Genomic DNA, 15474 nt, shown 5'->3' with positions numbered 1-15474 from the left:
TCCTTCGTTATGCTTGTTCTTTTTAAGAATAAAAGTTTACTTATTGTAAATAATGCATCGAGCCTTGGAAAGAAAAAACGAGTGGATTTTGAGCTTAGATTACACGGATTCAGTGAGTGACGTTTGCGATGTTTTGTACTTCTTCTTCGCTGAGTGTTCGACTCTGACCGGGCGCGAGCTGTGGGTCAAGTGACAGGTTGCCGATAGATTGCCGATGAAGCTTGACGACCGGATTGCGGAAGCGGCCGAACATGCGTTTGATTTGGTGGTATTTCCCTTCCTGTAGCGTTACCAAAGCCTCGTAATCCGAAAGGATCTGTAATTGAGCAGGCCTGGTGGTGATGTCTTCGTAGGCGAAATACATGCCTTCTTGAAAGGCGGCAATGTAGTCTTCGCTAAGCGGGTTTCCGAGGGTGACATGGTAGGTTTTGGGCACTTTGCTTTCCGGTGAAGCGAGAAGGGTGGACCAACGTCCGTCGTTGGTCAGCAGCATCAGGCCGGAAGTGTATCGGTCCAGTCGTCCAACCATGTGCAGGCCTTCCCGTTCTTCGGACTGCATTAAGTCGAGGATGGTAGGGTGTTGTGCGTCTTTGGTGGCGCTAACGACGCCGACAGGTTTGTGGAGCATGAAATATTTTGGGGTTTTGCCTCCAAAAATCTGTTCATCGACCTGAACAAGCGAAAATTCATCGACCAGTTGGCAGACATCTTTTGCCACGTCTCCATCCACGCGGATACGGTTTTGAGCCAGCATCGGTTTGACGTCTCGGCGGTTGATGTTAAGGCGGACACTGAGGTAACGGTCCAGTCGCATACGCTGCCCGGCCATGTCAAAAATCGACTTTGCCGCGTAAAGACTTGATCTGTCCACGTTTGGTTTTGCTGTCAAGACGCTTTCGCTGTGAACTTCGGGTCGGTTTGGTTGCGCGTCTTACCTTATGCACCACCGAGACGCTTTTGATCAGGGTCTGAAGTCTCTGTAACGCATCTTCCCGGTTGGCTTCTTGGGTACGGAACTGCTGAGCTTTGATGATGATAATGCCGTCTTTGGTGATGCGGGAGTCTTTCAGGTTCAACAGGCGTTGTTTGTAGAAATCCGGTAAAGAGGAGGCGCGGATGTCGAAGCGCAAGTGAATTGCGCTGGAAACTTTGTTCACATTTTGTCCACCGGCACCTTGCGAACGGATGGCGGTCAGTTCGATTTCGTTGTCCGGAATGGAAACGTTGCTGGATATGATGAGCAAAGCCGTGCACCTTTTATGTGAAACGTGGATGAGATAATCATTATCCCATCAAGTTTGGATGGGATTCAAACTTAAACCTGACAGGCCTGTTGGGAACGGGCGGAAGAAAAAGGATTTTGGTGTAGAATAGTTTGAGTTTGAATTAACCGAATGAATCGACGGTTGAAGTCTGTATAACGTTTAAGTGCAAAGGAAAGACGCAATGACCATGCAAGTCCAATATAAAATTTTAGATCCACGTTTGGGCAAAGAGATCGAGATGCCGCATTACGGAACCAAAGGCTCCGCCGGATTGGATTTGCGTGCTTGTATCGACGAAGATATGACGATCGAACCGGGGCAGACGGTTCTGATTCCGACGGGTATGGCGATTCATTTGGACGATCCGGGCTTGGCGGCGATGTTGTTGCCGCGTTCTGGCCTGGGGCATAAGCATGGCATAGTGTTGGGGAATCTGGTCGGATTGATCGATTCGGATTATCAGGGGCCATTGATGGTTTCTTGCTGGAATCGAGGCGACACGGCTTATAAGGTGGAAGTGGGTGAACGCATCGCCCAGATGGTGATTGTGCCTGTTATTCAGCCGGTTTTCACACAAGTGGAAGAGTTCGGTGATGCAACCGAACGCGGCGAAGGCGGATTCGGACATACCGGAACCAAATAATCGGTTTTTGGCTCGTTTCGTTAGACGGAAAAACCCGGCAGGCCTGCCGGGTTTTTTATTGTCACGCGTTTTTGATATGGCTTAGGGCGTAGTCGTTGAAAGCCTCTACCGGCAGCGGTTTCGAGAACAGGTAGCCTTGGAAAGCGTGGCAATGTTGTTGCTGGAGATAGTCGACCTGATATTGGGTTTCGACGCCTTCGGCAATGATTTCGATGTTCAAGGCATTCGCAATGTGAATGATGGCTTCGACCATGCGTTTTTGTTGGTTGTCGGCCTCGATGTAGTCGATGAAGCTCTTGTCGATTTTGATCGATTTGATCGGCAGCTGGCTGAGGTAACTGATCGAGGAATAGCCGGTTCCGAAGTCGTCCAGGTGAAAAATGAAGCCGGCGTCGGCCAGAGCCTTTAAATCTTCGATCGGCGTACTCTGATAGGCGATGAGTTCATATTCCGTGATTTCAAATACCATTAGCGACAGATCCGCGTTCAGTTGACGCATCAGTTCGGTCAGGTTTTCACGGAAGTCGGGCGCGGCGATGTGCTTGATTGAAAGGTTGATTGCCACTTTTAGATTCAGGCCTTGTTGTTGCCAGGCCTTCTGCTGCTGAACGGCTTCGGTGATGACCCATTCGCCGAAGGCGGACGTGTGGTAGCCCTTTTCGATGTAATCAATGAAGTCGTTCGGCATAATGAGCCCTTTAACCGGGTGGTTCCAGCGGACCAGGGCTTCGGCTCCGATGACTTCCAGAGTTTTGGCGTCGATTTGCGGCTGGTAGTAGAGTTCGAATTCGTCATTTTCCAGAGCGCGTTTGATCTCCAGATCCATTTCGTGTTCGAGTTGGATCATTTCGCCAAGTTGTTCGTCGTAAAAGCTGTATTGGTTTTTACCATGCTGTTTAGCGTGGTACATGGCAATGTCGGCGCTTTTGATGAGACCTTGAATGGCCGATTTACCCTGAGCGTCTTTCGGGTATTGGGCGATACCCATACTGAAAGTGACATAGAATTCGGTGTAATTGATCTGAATCGGTAGGCTGAAGGCCTGCGTGATGCGTTCCAGAATCTGGTTCAGCTCTTCATATTGAGTGAATTCGTCAAACACTAAAAGAAATTCATCTCCACCCAATCGTCCCATGATGTCTTCTTCGCGGATGACGCTGGTCAATCGCTGCGTGTATTCAATCAGCAGCTGGTCACCGGCTTCATGGCCCAGTAAGTCGTTGACGTTCTTGAAGTCATCAAGGTCGATCAGAGCGATGAAGAACGAGGTTTTGTGGCGCTGGGCGCGAACCAATTGTTTTTCGAGTAAGTTTTCGATGTTCTTACGGTTGGGGATGCCGGTTAAAGGGTCGTAAAAAGCCAGAGAAAGCAACTCCGATTCATGCGCCTTGTTGAGTTTCAACAGTTTGCGTTGCCCCCAATACAGTTTGGTGGCAAGGCCGAGCAGCAGGAAGACCACCACGGCGACTACTTGATAGAGCTGGAATACCTTGTATTCCTGGGTACGGAATTCGATGTAGTTTTCACGGATGGTGTACCAGGCATTGCGTTCGCGTGTTTCCGAATCAAGGTAGATGTCTTTGACAAGTGCACTCAACTCGGTGATTTTGTCTTTCGGAATGTCGAGCCGGTAGGTCTGGATCATGTGGACGGCTGTTTCGAGTTCGGGTTGTACGTCATCGACAAAGCGTTGGTCGATCGTGTAGCGGGTATTCAAAAAGGCGATGGAGGCTTTGAAATAATCGATGGCTTCGTCGATTCCGCTTTCGTCTTTGAGGTGAATGGCTTTGAGGTAACTTGAAAGCCCTTTTTCCGCCATTAAGCTGACTTTGAATGTGAAGCGGATGCTGTCGACGTTGATGACGGTTCCGGTCGATTGCGCGACTTCATCGGGAATGTTTTTAATCGAATAGTAGTAGTACGCGATGGCGATGGCCAACAGAGTCGTGATGGTTAAGGGGAGTTTCAGTTTTTTCAGCACAGTCATTTAAACTCGATTCGGTTAATCATCCATGCCCATTGATAGAGCTTCATTTCGTAATCCTTGTTGACGTCTTTGTAATCCGGAAAAACGAGGTAGAGCGGGCCTTTTTCACTAATGGTCATATAGCGACCGTTTTTTCGTGTTGCGAGCAGGATACGGAAATCATTCCATTCGGCTTTTTTAAACGTAACTTCATAATCGTCAATCGCTCTGAAGCGGATGGCTTTTGTTTCCGGCGTTGCGTATTTTGCCACTAAATCCGTTAGAAGAACACCGCTATAGTTGTCGGTGCTTTTTTCCCAAGGGTTGTAGAGGCGGTATTCTCTGATGGGAAGGTTGCGTTCAAGTGTTTTGAGGGTCTGGCGTTTGGGAACGGAGGCTTGTAACTGGCCGGAGAATCGGATGACTTTATCGCCTTCTGCTTCGTTGGCGTGAACCGGAAATACACTGCTCAATAGAAGCGTCAGCAGGGTCAGGTGTATCATGTGGATGAATCGGACTGAAAAAGTCATGCGGTTCTCCTAAAAGTCGTCATCATTAATGATAAGAAAAAAATGTGCTTTGTTTCATTTATTTTTTATGACTGTTTTTAAGGTAAGGATACAGGTAACTCTATTTCACCGAATTGGAAACGGATAAAAAGCAAAACCGTTTTGTAAAAACTGACTTACAATGTGGGCAAAATAGTAGAGGCTGACACGATATGACACAGGTGGTTGAGAGCATTTTCCGAGCGTATGACATCCGTGGAGTGGTGGATGAAGCTCTGACCGAAGAGACCGTGGAATTAATCGGACGGGCATTGGGATCAGAAGTAATTCAGGCCGGACAGACTAAAATCGTGATCGGTCGTGACGGTCGTCTTTCCGGCCCACGACTCATTGAGAGGCTTGCCAAGGGCTTGCAATCGACTGGGGTGGATGTGATCTACCTGGGTGAAGTGACGACGCCAATGATCTATTTTGCCGCGGCAACAATGGATGACGTCAACTCCTGTGCGGCCATCACCGGCTCCCACAATCCGCCGAACTACAACGGTATCAAGATGGTGGTCGACGGTGATACCTTGTCGGGCGAGTGGATTCAGATGTTGTTGAAACGTATTCAAAACGATGACTTTGAGACCGGTTCGGGAAGTTTTTCACAGGCGGATATTTCTCAAGCCTATCACGATGCCATTGTGGGTGAAATCAAATTGAAGCGTCCTTTGAAAGTGGTGGTGGATGCCGGTAACGGCGTAGCGGGCGAATACGCACCAAATATCATTCGTGATTTGGGATGTGAAGTGCATGAATTGTTTTGTGACGTTGACGGTACCTTTCCGAACCATCATCCTGATCCTGCGAAACCGAAAAACTTGGTCGACCTGATCTCGAAGGTTAAAGAAGTCGGTGCAGATATCGGTCTTGCGTTTGACGGTGACGGTGACCGTTGCGGCGTGGTAGATGATCAAGGCAAGGTGCTCTATGCCGACCGCCAGATGATGCTGTTTGCCCGTGATGTGCTGAGCCGACAACCGGGTGCGGAAATTCTGTTCGATATCAAATGCACCTCCCTGTTACCGAAAGAGATTGAAGCCGACGGCGGCAAGGCGACCATGTGGAAAACCGGTCACTCGTTTATGAAAGCGAAGTTGAAAGAGACTGGTGCGGCCTTGGCGGGCGAAGTGTCCGGCCATATTTTCTTCAAGGAGCGCTGGTACGGATTTGATGATGGCATTTACGGTGCCGCCAGAATGCTGGAGATTGTTGCGGGACAATCTCAACCGGCCAGTGAACTGTTTGCCGAACTCCCGGACGCTTACAATACGCCTGAAATGGACGTGGAATTTGCCGAAGGCGAACACTATGCATTTATGGAAAAGTTCAAGAAGATCGCGCACTTTCCGGATGCGGAGATTTTTGATTTGGACGGTATTCGTGCCGATTTTGCCGACGGTTGGGGATTGGTACGTCCTTCCAATACCACGCCTGTTCTGGTGATGCGTTTCGAAGGCGAAACGCCAGAGGCTTTGGCACGTATTCAAGACGAATTCAAACGATTGATCCATCAGGTCGATCCATCCTTGAAACTGCCGTTTTAAACAGGCCTGTTCGGTTTTTGGGAGCTGAAAAAGCCTTTACCGGGTTTGGATGAAATGCGCAATCTTGTCGACCGCTTGCAGTAAAAGCGCTTCGTCCGTGGTATAAGCCAAACGCAGATGCTGTTTGGCCTGATGGTCTCCAAAATCGGTGCCGGGCGTAAGAGCGACTCCTGTTTGGTGCAATAACTCGGCGGCAAAAGCTTCGGAATCGTCGGTCCATTCGGAGACGTCCCAATAGAGATAGAAAGCGCCCTGCGGCAGAGTTTTGAGCTTGAATCCAGCCTGCTGCATGGCGTTGAACAATACGTTGCGGCGTTTCTCGAAGATTTGTCTGCGTTGTTCCAGCTCTTCCAGTGCATCATCGTCCAATACTCTTAGAGCGCCATATTGAGCCGGAGTCGGTGCGGCCAGAAATAAGTTTTGACCGAGTCGATCGAGAATCGGCATCAGTTTCTGTGGCGCCACGCACCATCCCAAACGCCAGCCGGTCATGCCGAAGAACTTGGAGAAAGAGTTGATGACGATGACGTTTTCCGGCAGGCCTGTCTGAGCGAGAATGCTTTCCGCCGGACGGTCGTAGACCAGCCCTTGATAGATTTCGTCCACCAGCAAGTACGCATTGTTTTCTGCCAGAAATTGCGCCATTGCCACCAGTTCGGACTGTTCGATTACCGTGCCGGTTGGGTTGGCTGGAGAGGCGACCATGACCAGTTTGATGCCTTCTTGCCAGTGCTGTTTGAGTTTTTTCAGTGTCAGTTGGTAGTTGCTGTGGTGGTCGACCGGCACGGTCACCAATTCTCCGTAAAGCAGGTTCACGAATTGGCGGTTACAGGGGTAGGCCGGATCGGTCATCAGAACCTTGTCGCCCGGATTGAGTATGGCGGTGAGCACAAGTTGTAAGGCACTTGAGGAGCCGGGGGTGATGAAGATGCGATTTGTATCGACTTCAGCATGGTAGAAGCGTTGATAGAAGTCGGTTAGCTTTTCCCGTAATGCTGGGAGGCCGAGTGTGGGCGTATAGTGGGTCAACCCTTGCTGCATGGCTTCGAAAGCGGCTTGATGCACGCAATCCAATGACGGGAAGTCCGGCTCGCCGATTTCCATGTGGATGATGTTTTTTCCTTGGGCTTCCAAGGCCTTGGCTTCGCCCAGGATTTTCATCACCCTGAACGGTTGAATGGCTTCGGCGACTTTGGAAACGGGGGCTTGGAATGCGGTTTTGGACATGAGGAAACCGGTTTCTATCTGTATTGAAAGGCTGTCATTATAGACGCGACGGCCCGGCAAGCCAAACGTCGTTGGGGTCTATGGAGACCTGATTGAAAACAAGTGATAAAATAACGCTTTGATTTCAACAGGCCTGGTGAGAATTGAGGCCAGATAAGGAGAGAACATGCCTTCATTTGATATTGTTTCTGAATTGGATAAACATGAATTAACCAATGCCGTGGATCAGGCGAACAAGGAAGTGACTACCCGTTACGACTTTAAAGGCACGGACAGCAGTTATGAGCTGAAAGGTACGACCGTGACCATGAAGACCGAATCGGATTTCCAGTTGAATCAGATGTACGATATTCTGGTGCAAAAAGCCAACCGACGTGGAATCGATGTGAAATGCATGGACGTCAAGGATCCGAACATCCAGTTGAAGACGGCGACTCAGGTCATCGAGATGAAAGAAGGCTTGGATGCGCCTTTGGCGAAGAAGATCATCAAGGCAATCAAAGATTCCAAAATCAAAGTGCAGGCGGCCAATCAGGGTGATAGCATTCGCGTTACCGGCAAGAAGCGTGATGATCTTCAGCAGGTGATGCAGATGCTGCGTGGCATGGAAGATCTGGAGCTGCCATTGCAATTCAATAATTTCAGGGACTGATCCGGTTCGTCCCGAAGTTTTATTCCACATTACAAAAGAATTAAGCCCATGAGAGTGCAAAACACCATGAACCTAAATAAAGAACAAGCTCAAAACATCGCTTCGGTCCTGGCGGAAGCTCTGCCGTACATCCAGCGATTTTCCGGTAAAACCATCGTGGTGAAGTACGGCGGAAACGCGATGATCGACGAAAAGCTGAAAGAGGGCTTTGCGCGGGACATCGTGTTGATGAAGTTGGTTGGGATCAATCCCGTGGTGGTGCATGGCGGCGGCCCGCAGATCGGTGATTTGTTGAAACGGGTCGGTAAGGAGTCGGAATTTATCCAAGGGATGCGTGTGACTGATACCGAAACCATGGACATTGTCGAGATGGTGTTGGGTGGATTGGTCAATAAAGAGATTGTCAACCTGATTCACCGTCATGGCGGAAACTCGGTGGGCTTGACCGGTAAGGACGGTAATCTGATCTGCGCCAAGAAGATGCATATGGAGTTGAACGCGCCGGAACTGAATGCGCCGGAAATCATCGATTTGGGCCATGTGGGCGAAGTCGAAAAGATCAATACCGAGGTTTTGGATATGCTGATCCAAGGCGACTTCATTCCGGTCATCGCACCGGTGGGTGTCGGTAAGGACGGGCATTCCTACAACATCAACGCCGACTTGGTGGCTGGTAAGGTTGCGGAAGCGTTGAAAGCGGAAAAATTGATGTTATTGACCAATACGGCCGGATTGTTGGACAAAGAAGGGCAGTTATTGACCGGATTGAACACGAAAAAGGTGGACGAATTGATAAGTAATGGTACCATTTATGGTGGCATGTTGCCTAAGATTCAGTGTGCTTTGGATGCGGTGCAGAATGGCGTCAAATCCTCGCATATCATCGATGGTCGAGTCGAGCATGCGGTGATGTTGGAAGTGTTCACTGACGAAGGCGTTGGGACCCTGATCACTGCGGAATAAAACATTTAATGTTCTCAAGGGAGAAGGTTATGGATATTGAAGTCATGTTGAACGATTACGCAATTCCATGGGGAATCAAGATTGCTCTGGCGTTGTTGATTTTCGTAGTGGGTCGTATGGTGGTCAAGGTCGTCGTCAAGCTACTCAAGAAGTTGCTTGGCCGAACGGGCAAAATGGACGAAATGTTGGTCAATTTTGTCGCGTCGATTGTTAATGCGGTTTTACTGTTGTTTGTCATCATCGCATCGTTGGATCAGTTGGGTGTGGATACCACCTCACTGGTGGCGTTGATTGGTGCGGCCGGTTTGGCAATTGGTTTGGCCTTGCAGGGATCGATGCAGAACTTTGCGGCCGGTGTGATGATTTTGGTATTCAAACCTTTTAAGAGCGGTGACTTCATTGATGCGGGTGGGGTGACTGGCGTGGTGGAAGCTGTGCAGATTTTCAGCACGACTATGCGCACAGGTGATAATAAAGAGATGATCGTACCTAATGGCGCGATTTATTCTGGACCGATTACCAATTTTTCGGCGCGCGACACTCGTCGTGTGGATATGGTCTTCGGGATCGGTTATGACGACGACATCCGCAAAGCCAAATCCATTCTGGAAAAACTTGTGGCGGAAGACGAGCGCATTCTAAAAGATCCGGAGCCGGTTATTGCTTTGTCTGAATTGGGTGACAGCAGTGTGAATTTCATTGTCCGCCCGTGGGTTAAGTCAGGAGACTACTGGAAAGTTCTTTGGGATATGAACGAGAAAGTGAAATTGACGTTTGATGAAGAAGGCATTTCCATTCCTTATCCTCAAATGGATGTGCATCTGCATAAGCAGGAAGATTAATCGGGATTAAATTGAATAGCGATTCATTCCGTTTTAATCTATGCTAGAAAAGCCCCTTAAAAGGGGCTTTTTTATTTTCGTATGAAAACCTGCGATTCGACATCATCGGAACCGGGTTTGGTTTTTTGGAATTCGTGAATGTTTATAGATCAATTTGTGCTGTTTGTCGTTTCGTTGGTCGCTAACCTATTCTCGGCCTTGGCTGGCGGCGGCGCGGGGCTGTTGCAGTTGCCGGCATTATTGTTTTTGGGACTGCCGTTCGGCACGGCGTTGGCGACGCACAAGGTCGCCAGTGTTTTTCTTGGGTTGGGGGCGACAATACGCCATTTGAAGTCATCGACTTTCAATTGGCGGTTTTCAGCCTATATCCTGGCATGCGGCTTGCCCGGTGTGGTGTTGGGTGCGAGTATCATCTTGCAGGTAGACGACCGGTTATCCCAGTTTCTGCTGGGTATCTTGACGCTTGGATTGGGGCTTTATTCATGGTTCAAGCCGGAATTGGGGCAGAACGTTGAGTTAAAAAACCGTCATACGGCAGGCTTGATTATCGGCGGGTCGGTCTTGTTTTTGATCGGTGCCCTAAACGGTTCTTTGACGTCAGGAACGGGACTGTTCGTGACCTTGTGGCTGGTGCGTTGGTTTGGGTTGGATTATAAGACTGCAGTAGGCTATACGTTGATTCTGGTCGGTATTTTCTGGAACGGTTCCGGTGCCTTGACATTGGGTATTCTGGGCAATATTCAGTGGGACTGGTTGCCAGCGCTGATTCTTGGATCGTTGATTGGTGGTTATCTGGGCGCACATTTATCGATTGTGAAGGGCAATCGCTTGGTTAAGAGAAGTTTTGAGGTGATTACTGTATTGGTCGGCGTTTCGTTAATCATCAAAGCTTGGATTTGACGATTCTTATTGAACTTAGTTATTTGCGATCACAAGTGCAAATCATTAGTGGATTGTTTGCATTTTTGCAGTGTTTATGGAGGCTAAAAAAATACCCGCTTTTGCGGGTATTTTTTATCGTAATCAAGATTGAATAACGTTAAATTTATTCAACGATTTCAACTTCAACACGACGGTTTTGTGCACGACCTTCTTTCGTTGAGTTGGTCGCAATTGGAGCGGTTTCACCTTGACCGGTGACGACCATGCGGCTTGGAGCGACGCCTTTGTTACCTAGGTAATCCGCAACTTCTTGAGCACGTTCTTCAGAAAGACGTTGGTTATAAGCTTTTGTACCAGCGCTGTCTGTATGACCCGTGATTGCGATTTTACAACTGCATTCGCGGTTCATGTATTTTGCGAAAGCATCCAGTTCAGGAACGTCATCTGTTTTAAGGTTATATTTGTCATTGTCAAAGTGAGCAACAAATTTAGGTGGTGCTACCGGTGCTGGAGCCGCGACTGGAGCTGGTTTTGGTTCTGGAGCAGGTGCTACAACTGGGGCTGGCTCAGGCTCTGCGACAGGTTTAGGTTCTTCCCAACCTTCACATTTTGCGATAGCGGTTTCTTTTGTCCAGTCGATAGAGCGGACGCAGCCACCGAAATTATCACGAACCACATTGCCGTCAGAGTCAACTACATAAGCTGATGTACCTTCACTCGGAATGTTTTCAGCGTGAGCTGGTGCAAATGCGGCCATTGAAATAATGGCTGCCAATGGGAGTAACTTCGTTTTCATAGTTAATTTCCTTTCATTTTTTCTAGTTTGGGAAAATCTACTTCCTCTCGAATGGAAATATAACATTTTTAAAATTGAGTTAATAGGTTTTTTTACCTATTGCATGGGTGAAAGGCTAATGTTAATAGGGGGGAGCACTTATTCTGTAAGTTGGATATCTTTGGGGCGTATGAATTGAAGTAACTTTCCATCTCCTCTGGATAAACTTTGCCAATTATCCGGAAGAATGAAGTGTGCGAGACTGGCTGTCGGGAAAAGGTGGGTTTCCGATTCCTCTGCTGCGCTGTTCAAAAAGTTGAAAAGTCTTTCTAGACCGGGGTTGTGTCCGATTATCATAAGACGATCAACGTCTGGCGCATCGGCCAGAATGTTGATTAAAGTATTAAGATCCGCTAAGTAGAGGGTATCGAGGGTTTGGGTCTCTGATCCGCATTCGGAGCAAATACGTTTTAGAGTTTGTTGCGCCCTTGTGGCCGGCGAAGTGAGGATCAAGTCCGGTATGATGTTTTGCTGCTGTAACCATTTTCCGACTTTGGCCGCGCTCTTCTTGCCTTTGTTGCAAAGCGGGCGGTCGATGTCTTCTAAATTCTCATCCTTCCAGTCCGATTTTGCATGGCGAAGAAGGATGAGTTCACGGAGTCGATTGGACATTTATCTATCTTCTCTGGTGTGAGTCATAATCGTTTAGCCGATTCCGTATTGCTTACGGTATTCGACCATGGCGTCCAGATAAGCCTGCATATCAGGCTGGGTGTTCAGGTATTCAATAATATCGTTCAGGTCAATGATGCTGACCACCGGAATGCCGAATTCGGCTTCCACTTCCTGAATAGCCGACAATTCGCCCTGGCCTTTTTCCATTCGGTCGAGCGCAATCAGGATTCCGGCCGGTCTGGCGCCGTTGGCGGTGATGATGTCGATCGCTTCGCGAATGGCCGTGCCGGCTGTGATGACGTCATCGACGATCAATACATCACCTTCCAGCGGATGGCCAACGATGTTCCCGCCTTCACCGTGGTCTTTGGCTTCTTTTCGGTTGAAAGCGTAGGCTTTATCGATATTGTGGTTTTGAGCCAAGGCAACACTGGTCGTTGCCGCTAACGGAATACCTTTGTAGGCAGGTCCGAAAAGGACATCGAATTGAATGTTGGATTCGGCAAGAGTATCCGCATAGCCATTGGCGAGGGTTGCCAACTGTCCACCTGTATTGAACAGGCCTGCATTGAAGAAATATGGGCTTTTGCGGCCGGATTTTAGCGTGAATTCGCCTAGTTTCAGGACGCCGGCTTGCATGACAAATTCGATAAATTGATTTTTATTCATTGAGAAAAAGGTGTTCTTTGTTTAAGGGGTTCGCTTATCTTACTCCATGCATTTTCTCACCCGCAAGCTTTTTGCCTGGAGTAATGGTGAAATAAGTGCAGTTTCCAATCTATCTTACGATTTCGCAAATGACTTTAAGGTTTGGATCTCTTTCGACCAGATGTCCGGGTCGATGGTTTCCAAAGTCATGGGAATCTCGTCAATACGCGGATCCCGCATGAGTTTTTTGAATGCTTCCCAGCCGATTTCACCGGCACCCAGGCTGTGATGGCGGTCGAGTTTCTGGCCAAGCTTGGCTTTGGAATCGTTCAGGTGCATGCCCTTTAGGTATTCAAATCCGACCACGTTTTCAAAATCACTCATGACGCCTTCGTAGTCGTTTTTAAGGTCGTAACCGGCTGCATAGGCATGGCAGGTGTCGAAGCAAACGCCAATACGGGTTTTGTCTTCGACTTTATCGATCAGGTAGGCGAGTTGTTCGTGTTTATAGCCCAAGTTGGAACCTTGTCCGGCAGTGTTTTCGATGACGGCAGTGACACTTTTAGTCTGGTCGAGCGCGAAATTGATTGATTCGGCGATGTAATCGAGACATTGTTCTTCGGAAATTTCTCTTAAATGACTGCCTGGGTGAAAGTTGAGCAACGTGATCCCGAGTTGTTCGCAACGTTGCAGTTCGTCGATAAAGGCATCCAGTGACTTCTGGCGTTTGTCGACATCGGGATGTCCCAAGTTGATCAGGTAACTGTCGTGCGGCAGAATCTGTTTGGAAGTGTAACCATAACGTTCGCAGTTGGCTTTAAACTGTTCGATGCTTTTTTCGGTTAGCGGTTTCGCAACCCACTGCCGCTGGTTTTTGGTAAACAGCGCAAAGGCGGTCGCGCCGATTTCATGCGCACGAATAGGGGCGTTTTCAACACCGCCTGCTGCGGAAACGTGGGCTCCGATGTATTTCATGATCCATTCCCGTGAATTTATTCTCAATAATTTAAAAGTTGGCACACTCCCTGCATATGTCTCAGTAACAGAATGATATCTAATCATCGATAGACAAATAATTGACACCTCTTTTTGCGAGGTGGGATATGGCACAAGGAAGAAAAGTATGGCGATTGATTTGAGAAAAGTCGAGCCTTTAGGGTCAAAAAGCGTGTTGTTGGAGCAGGCGATGCGTCGTCACCGCAATAACGGTGGCTATACTCATGACAAGAAAGATCTGCACAGTGATATGGATATGTCGGATATGGTGACACCGGATTTCGAGTGGTTGAATGAAGACAAGACCGCTTTGAAAAATCTGGTTGCACAGATGGATGCTTCAATTGGTCAGATGGCTCAGCAGATGCGTACTTTGGAAGAGCAATCCAGCAAGTCTCGTAGCATGGTGGAGAAAGAGCAGCAGTTGCTGTTCAAGCAGATTCGTACCTTGAACGGTCTTTTGAAAAAGCAGGTGGATATTTTTTCTTCGGTTGAGCGTCAAATGTCCGATATTGAAATCAAGCAGAATAGCATCATTCCTCAGGTTGGAATCGGCTTGGTGGCGGGTTTGATGTCGGCTGTGACGATTTTGGTGACGGCACCCTGGATGACCGTGCTGATCGAAAGGCTCCAGTAATTTTTTCAGGCCTCTTTATCTCTAAGGGGCCGACACTTCGCTGACACTTCTTATTTGCATGCTAGAATGATTTCACTCAAGTAACTTTAGGTGAATCTTTTTGTGATGCGTCTTATTGTCAAAAGTAATCAAAACCTGACACCGCTTTGTGAAGACAAGGCAATTTATCATCTTGTTCTGGTTCCAGAGCCGGGAGAACTGCTGGAATACCGGCCGGGCGACTGGCTGACGATTCAGGCTGCAAACCAACCAGAATGGGTTGAACCGATATTGGAGCGTCTTGGGCTGCAGGGTGACGAAACCATCGAACTTAGAAAGGTTGGAATCGTCAGCGTACGCGATGCTTTGGGCAAATACCTGGAAATCTCTCAATTGAATCCCGCCATCTTGAACAAACTTCAGCGTCAGTACCAGCTGGGTGATTGGGCTGATCGTCAAGCGATGATGGACTTCGCTTACGGCAGGGATATTCTGGATTTGTTGGATGTTTTTCCAAGCCTGAATGCCATGGGCGTTGAATTTTTGAGTCTGTTGTCACCTTTGGGGCCGCGTTATTATTCGATTGCTTCGGCAACGGAAGCGGTGGGTAACGAGGTGCATCTGGTGGTCAAGCAAGTTACTTATATCAACGAACACATCTCTCCAAGAGTCCATCACGGTGTGGCCAGTTACGCAATCAGCCAATTTTCTGTTGGTACCGAAGTGGCGACTGAATTCAAACCAACCCCGACATTCCAGTTGCCGGAAGATCCGGATACGCCGATTGTCATGATCGGAGCTGGGACCGGAGTCGCGCCGTTTATTGGTTTTATGCAGCACCGAGTCGTCAATGACGCTAAGGGAGAGAATTTACTGTTCTTCGGCGAAACCCACCAGGCCTGTTCGTTTTTATTTGAAGACGTGTTGACGACTTGGCAGGATCAAAACAAGTTGGCATTGTTTACCGCATTTTCAAGGGATCAGCAGGACAAATGTTACGTTCAGGACCGAATTTGGGAGCAGCGGGACGTTTTGTGGGATTTGATGCAGAAGGGTGCGCATATCTATATCTGCGGAAGCCAGTACGGTATGGCCAAAGATGTGGCCGAGACCTGGGCGAGGATTATTGAATCGTTTGCCGGAATCGATCACGAAGCCGCTCAGCAGATGTGGCAGTCGTGGCGTAAAACCAAGCGTTTGCAGATGGATGTTTATTAAGGGGA

At 48.4% G+C, this 15474-nt stretch carries 17 protein-coding genes; 8 read left to right on the top strand and 9 right to left on the bottom strand.

The annotated features are described in order from the left end of the window. Positions 1-109: 109 nt before the first annotated feature. Positions 110-871 carry a pseudouridine synthase gene (locus QCB45_RS05975; protein ID WP_279419934.1) on the bottom strand — a complete coding sequence of 254 codons (762 nt, stop codon included), beginning with the start codon at positions 869-871 and terminating at the stop codon, positions 110-112. Then, complete coding sequence (arfB, locus tag QCB45_RS05970) at positions 831-1244, bottom strand: alternative ribosome rescue aminoacyl-tRNA hydrolase ArfB (RefSeq protein WP_279419933.1); 414 nt, start codon at positions 1242-1244, stop codon at positions 831-833. Before arfB ends, QCB45_RS05975 begins: the two co-directional genes overlap by 41 nt. 202 nt (positions 1245-1446) lie before the next feature. Between arfB and dut the strand changes: the two genes are divergently transcribed. Further along, positions 1447-1908 (top strand): dUTP diphosphatase, encoded by a 462-nt coding sequence (gene dut / locus QCB45_RS05965; protein ID WP_279419932.1) that lies wholly within the window; start codon positions 1447-1449, stop codon positions 1906-1908. A 61-nt stretch (positions 1909-1969) separates the two neighbouring features. Here the strand turns inward: dut and QCB45_RS05960 are convergent, their stop codons facing one another. Then, on the bottom strand, positions 1970-3895 hold the full coding sequence (locus tag QCB45_RS05960; RefSeq protein ID WP_279419931.1) for an EAL domain-containing protein: 1926 nt from the start codon (positions 3893-3895) through the stop codon (positions 1970-1972). Further along, complete coding sequence (locus tag QCB45_RS05955) at positions 3892-4404, bottom strand: hypothetical protein (RefSeq protein ID WP_279419930.1); 513 nt, start codon at positions 4402-4404, stop codon at positions 3892-3894. The genes QCB45_RS05960 and QCB45_RS05955 overlap by 4 nt, the downstream gene beginning before the upstream one ends. A 191-nt stretch (positions 4405-4595) precedes the next feature. Between QCB45_RS05955 and QCB45_RS05950 the strand changes: the two genes are divergently transcribed. Then, entirely contained in the window at positions 4596-5975 is a 1380-nt protein-coding gene (locus QCB45_RS05950; protein WP_279419929.1) for a phosphomannomutase/phosphoglucomutase, read from the top strand. Positions 5976-6011: 36 nt separating this feature from the next. On the opposite strand, the gene QCB45_RS05945 is transcribed toward QCB45_RS05950, so the two are convergent. Further along, the gene (locus tag QCB45_RS05945; protein ID WP_279419928.1) at positions 6012-7202 is read right to left on the bottom strand and encodes an aminotransferase class I/II-fold pyridoxal phosphate-dependent enzyme; all 1191 of its coding nucleotides are present in this window, start codon (positions 7200-7202) and stop codon (positions 6012-6014) included. A gap of 166 nt (positions 7203-7368) precedes the next feature. Here QCB45_RS05945 and QCB45_RS05940 point away from each other — a divergent pair, with 166 nt between their 5' ends. The 4 genes from QCB45_RS05940 to QCB45_RS05925 all read left to right on the top strand — a co-directional run bounded on the left by QCB45_RS05940 (position 7369) and on the right by QCB45_RS05925 (position 10559). Then, positions 7369-7854, top strand: coding sequence for a YajQ family cyclic di-GMP-binding protein (locus tag QCB45_RS05940; protein ID WP_279419927.1), 486 nt, complete (start codon positions 7369-7371; stop codon positions 7852-7854). Positions 7855-7920: 66 nt separating this feature from the next. Then, positions 7921-8817 (top strand): acetylglutamate kinase, encoded by an 897-nt coding sequence (argB, locus tag QCB45_RS05935; protein WP_347710074.1) that lies wholly within the window; start codon positions 7921-7923, stop codon positions 8815-8817. Between the two features lie 29 nt (positions 8818-8846). Then, on the top strand, positions 8847-9659 hold the full coding sequence (locus tag QCB45_RS05930) for a mechanosensitive ion channel domain-containing protein (protein ID WP_279419925.1): 813 nt from the start codon (positions 8847-8849) through the stop codon (positions 9657-9659). 138 nt (positions 9660-9797) lie between these two features. Beyond that, the gene (locus QCB45_RS05925) at positions 9798-10559 is read left to right on the top strand and encodes a sulfite exporter TauE/SafE family protein (protein WP_279419924.1); all 762 of its coding nucleotides are present in this window, start codon (positions 9798-9800) and stop codon (positions 10557-10559) included. 145 nt (positions 10560-10704) lie between these two features. Here QCB45_RS05925 and QCB45_RS05920 read toward each other — a convergent pair whose 3' ends face one another. From QCB45_RS05920 to nfo, 4 genes are all read right to left on the bottom strand, one after another. Next, entirely contained in the window at positions 10705-11337 is a 633-nt protein-coding gene (locus tag QCB45_RS05920; protein WP_279419923.1) for an OmpA family protein, read from the bottom strand. 138 nt (positions 11338-11475) lie between these two features. Then, a complete protein-coding gene (locus tag QCB45_RS05915; RefSeq protein WP_279419922.1) occupies positions 11476-11988 on the bottom strand; it encodes a histidine phosphatase family protein in 513 nt (170 codons plus the stop codon). Positions 11989-12021: 33 nt separating this feature from the next. Beyond that, positions 12022-12660, bottom strand: a complete 639-nt coding sequence (gene pyrE, locus QCB45_RS05910; RefSeq protein WP_279419921.1) for an orotate phosphoribosyltransferase — start codon at positions 12658-12660, stop codon at positions 12022-12024. A 114-nt stretch (positions 12661-12774) separates the two neighbouring features. Next, the gene (gene nfo, locus QCB45_RS05905; RefSeq protein WP_279419920.1) at positions 12775-13614 is read right to left on the bottom strand and encodes a deoxyribonuclease IV; all 840 of its coding nucleotides are present in this window, start codon (positions 13612-13614) and stop codon (positions 12775-12777) included. A gap of 148 nt (positions 13615-13762) precedes the next feature. Between nfo and QCB45_RS05900 the strand changes: the two genes are divergently transcribed. Both QCB45_RS05900 and QCB45_RS05895 read left to right on the top strand, forming a co-directional pair. Then, complete coding sequence (locus QCB45_RS05900; protein ID WP_279419919.1) at positions 13763-14272, top strand: hypothetical protein; 510 nt, start codon at positions 13763-13765, stop codon at positions 14270-14272. Between the two features lie 105 nt (positions 14273-14377). After that, positions 14378-15469 (top strand): NADP oxidoreductase, encoded by a 1092-nt coding sequence (locus QCB45_RS05895; RefSeq protein WP_279420018.1) that lies wholly within the window; start codon positions 14378-14380, stop codon positions 15467-15469. Positions 15470-15474 lie beyond the last annotated feature (5 nt).

The sequence above is a fragment of the Thiomicrorhabdus sp. ZW0627 genome (assembly GCF_029767005.1).
Classification (GTDB): domain Bacteria; phylum Pseudomonadota; class Gammaproteobacteria; order Thiomicrospirales; family Thiomicrospiraceae; genus Thiomicrorhabdus.
The sequence above is the reverse complement of the archived record's forward strand: the minus strand, read 5'-3'. Positions and strand labels throughout refer to the sequence as shown.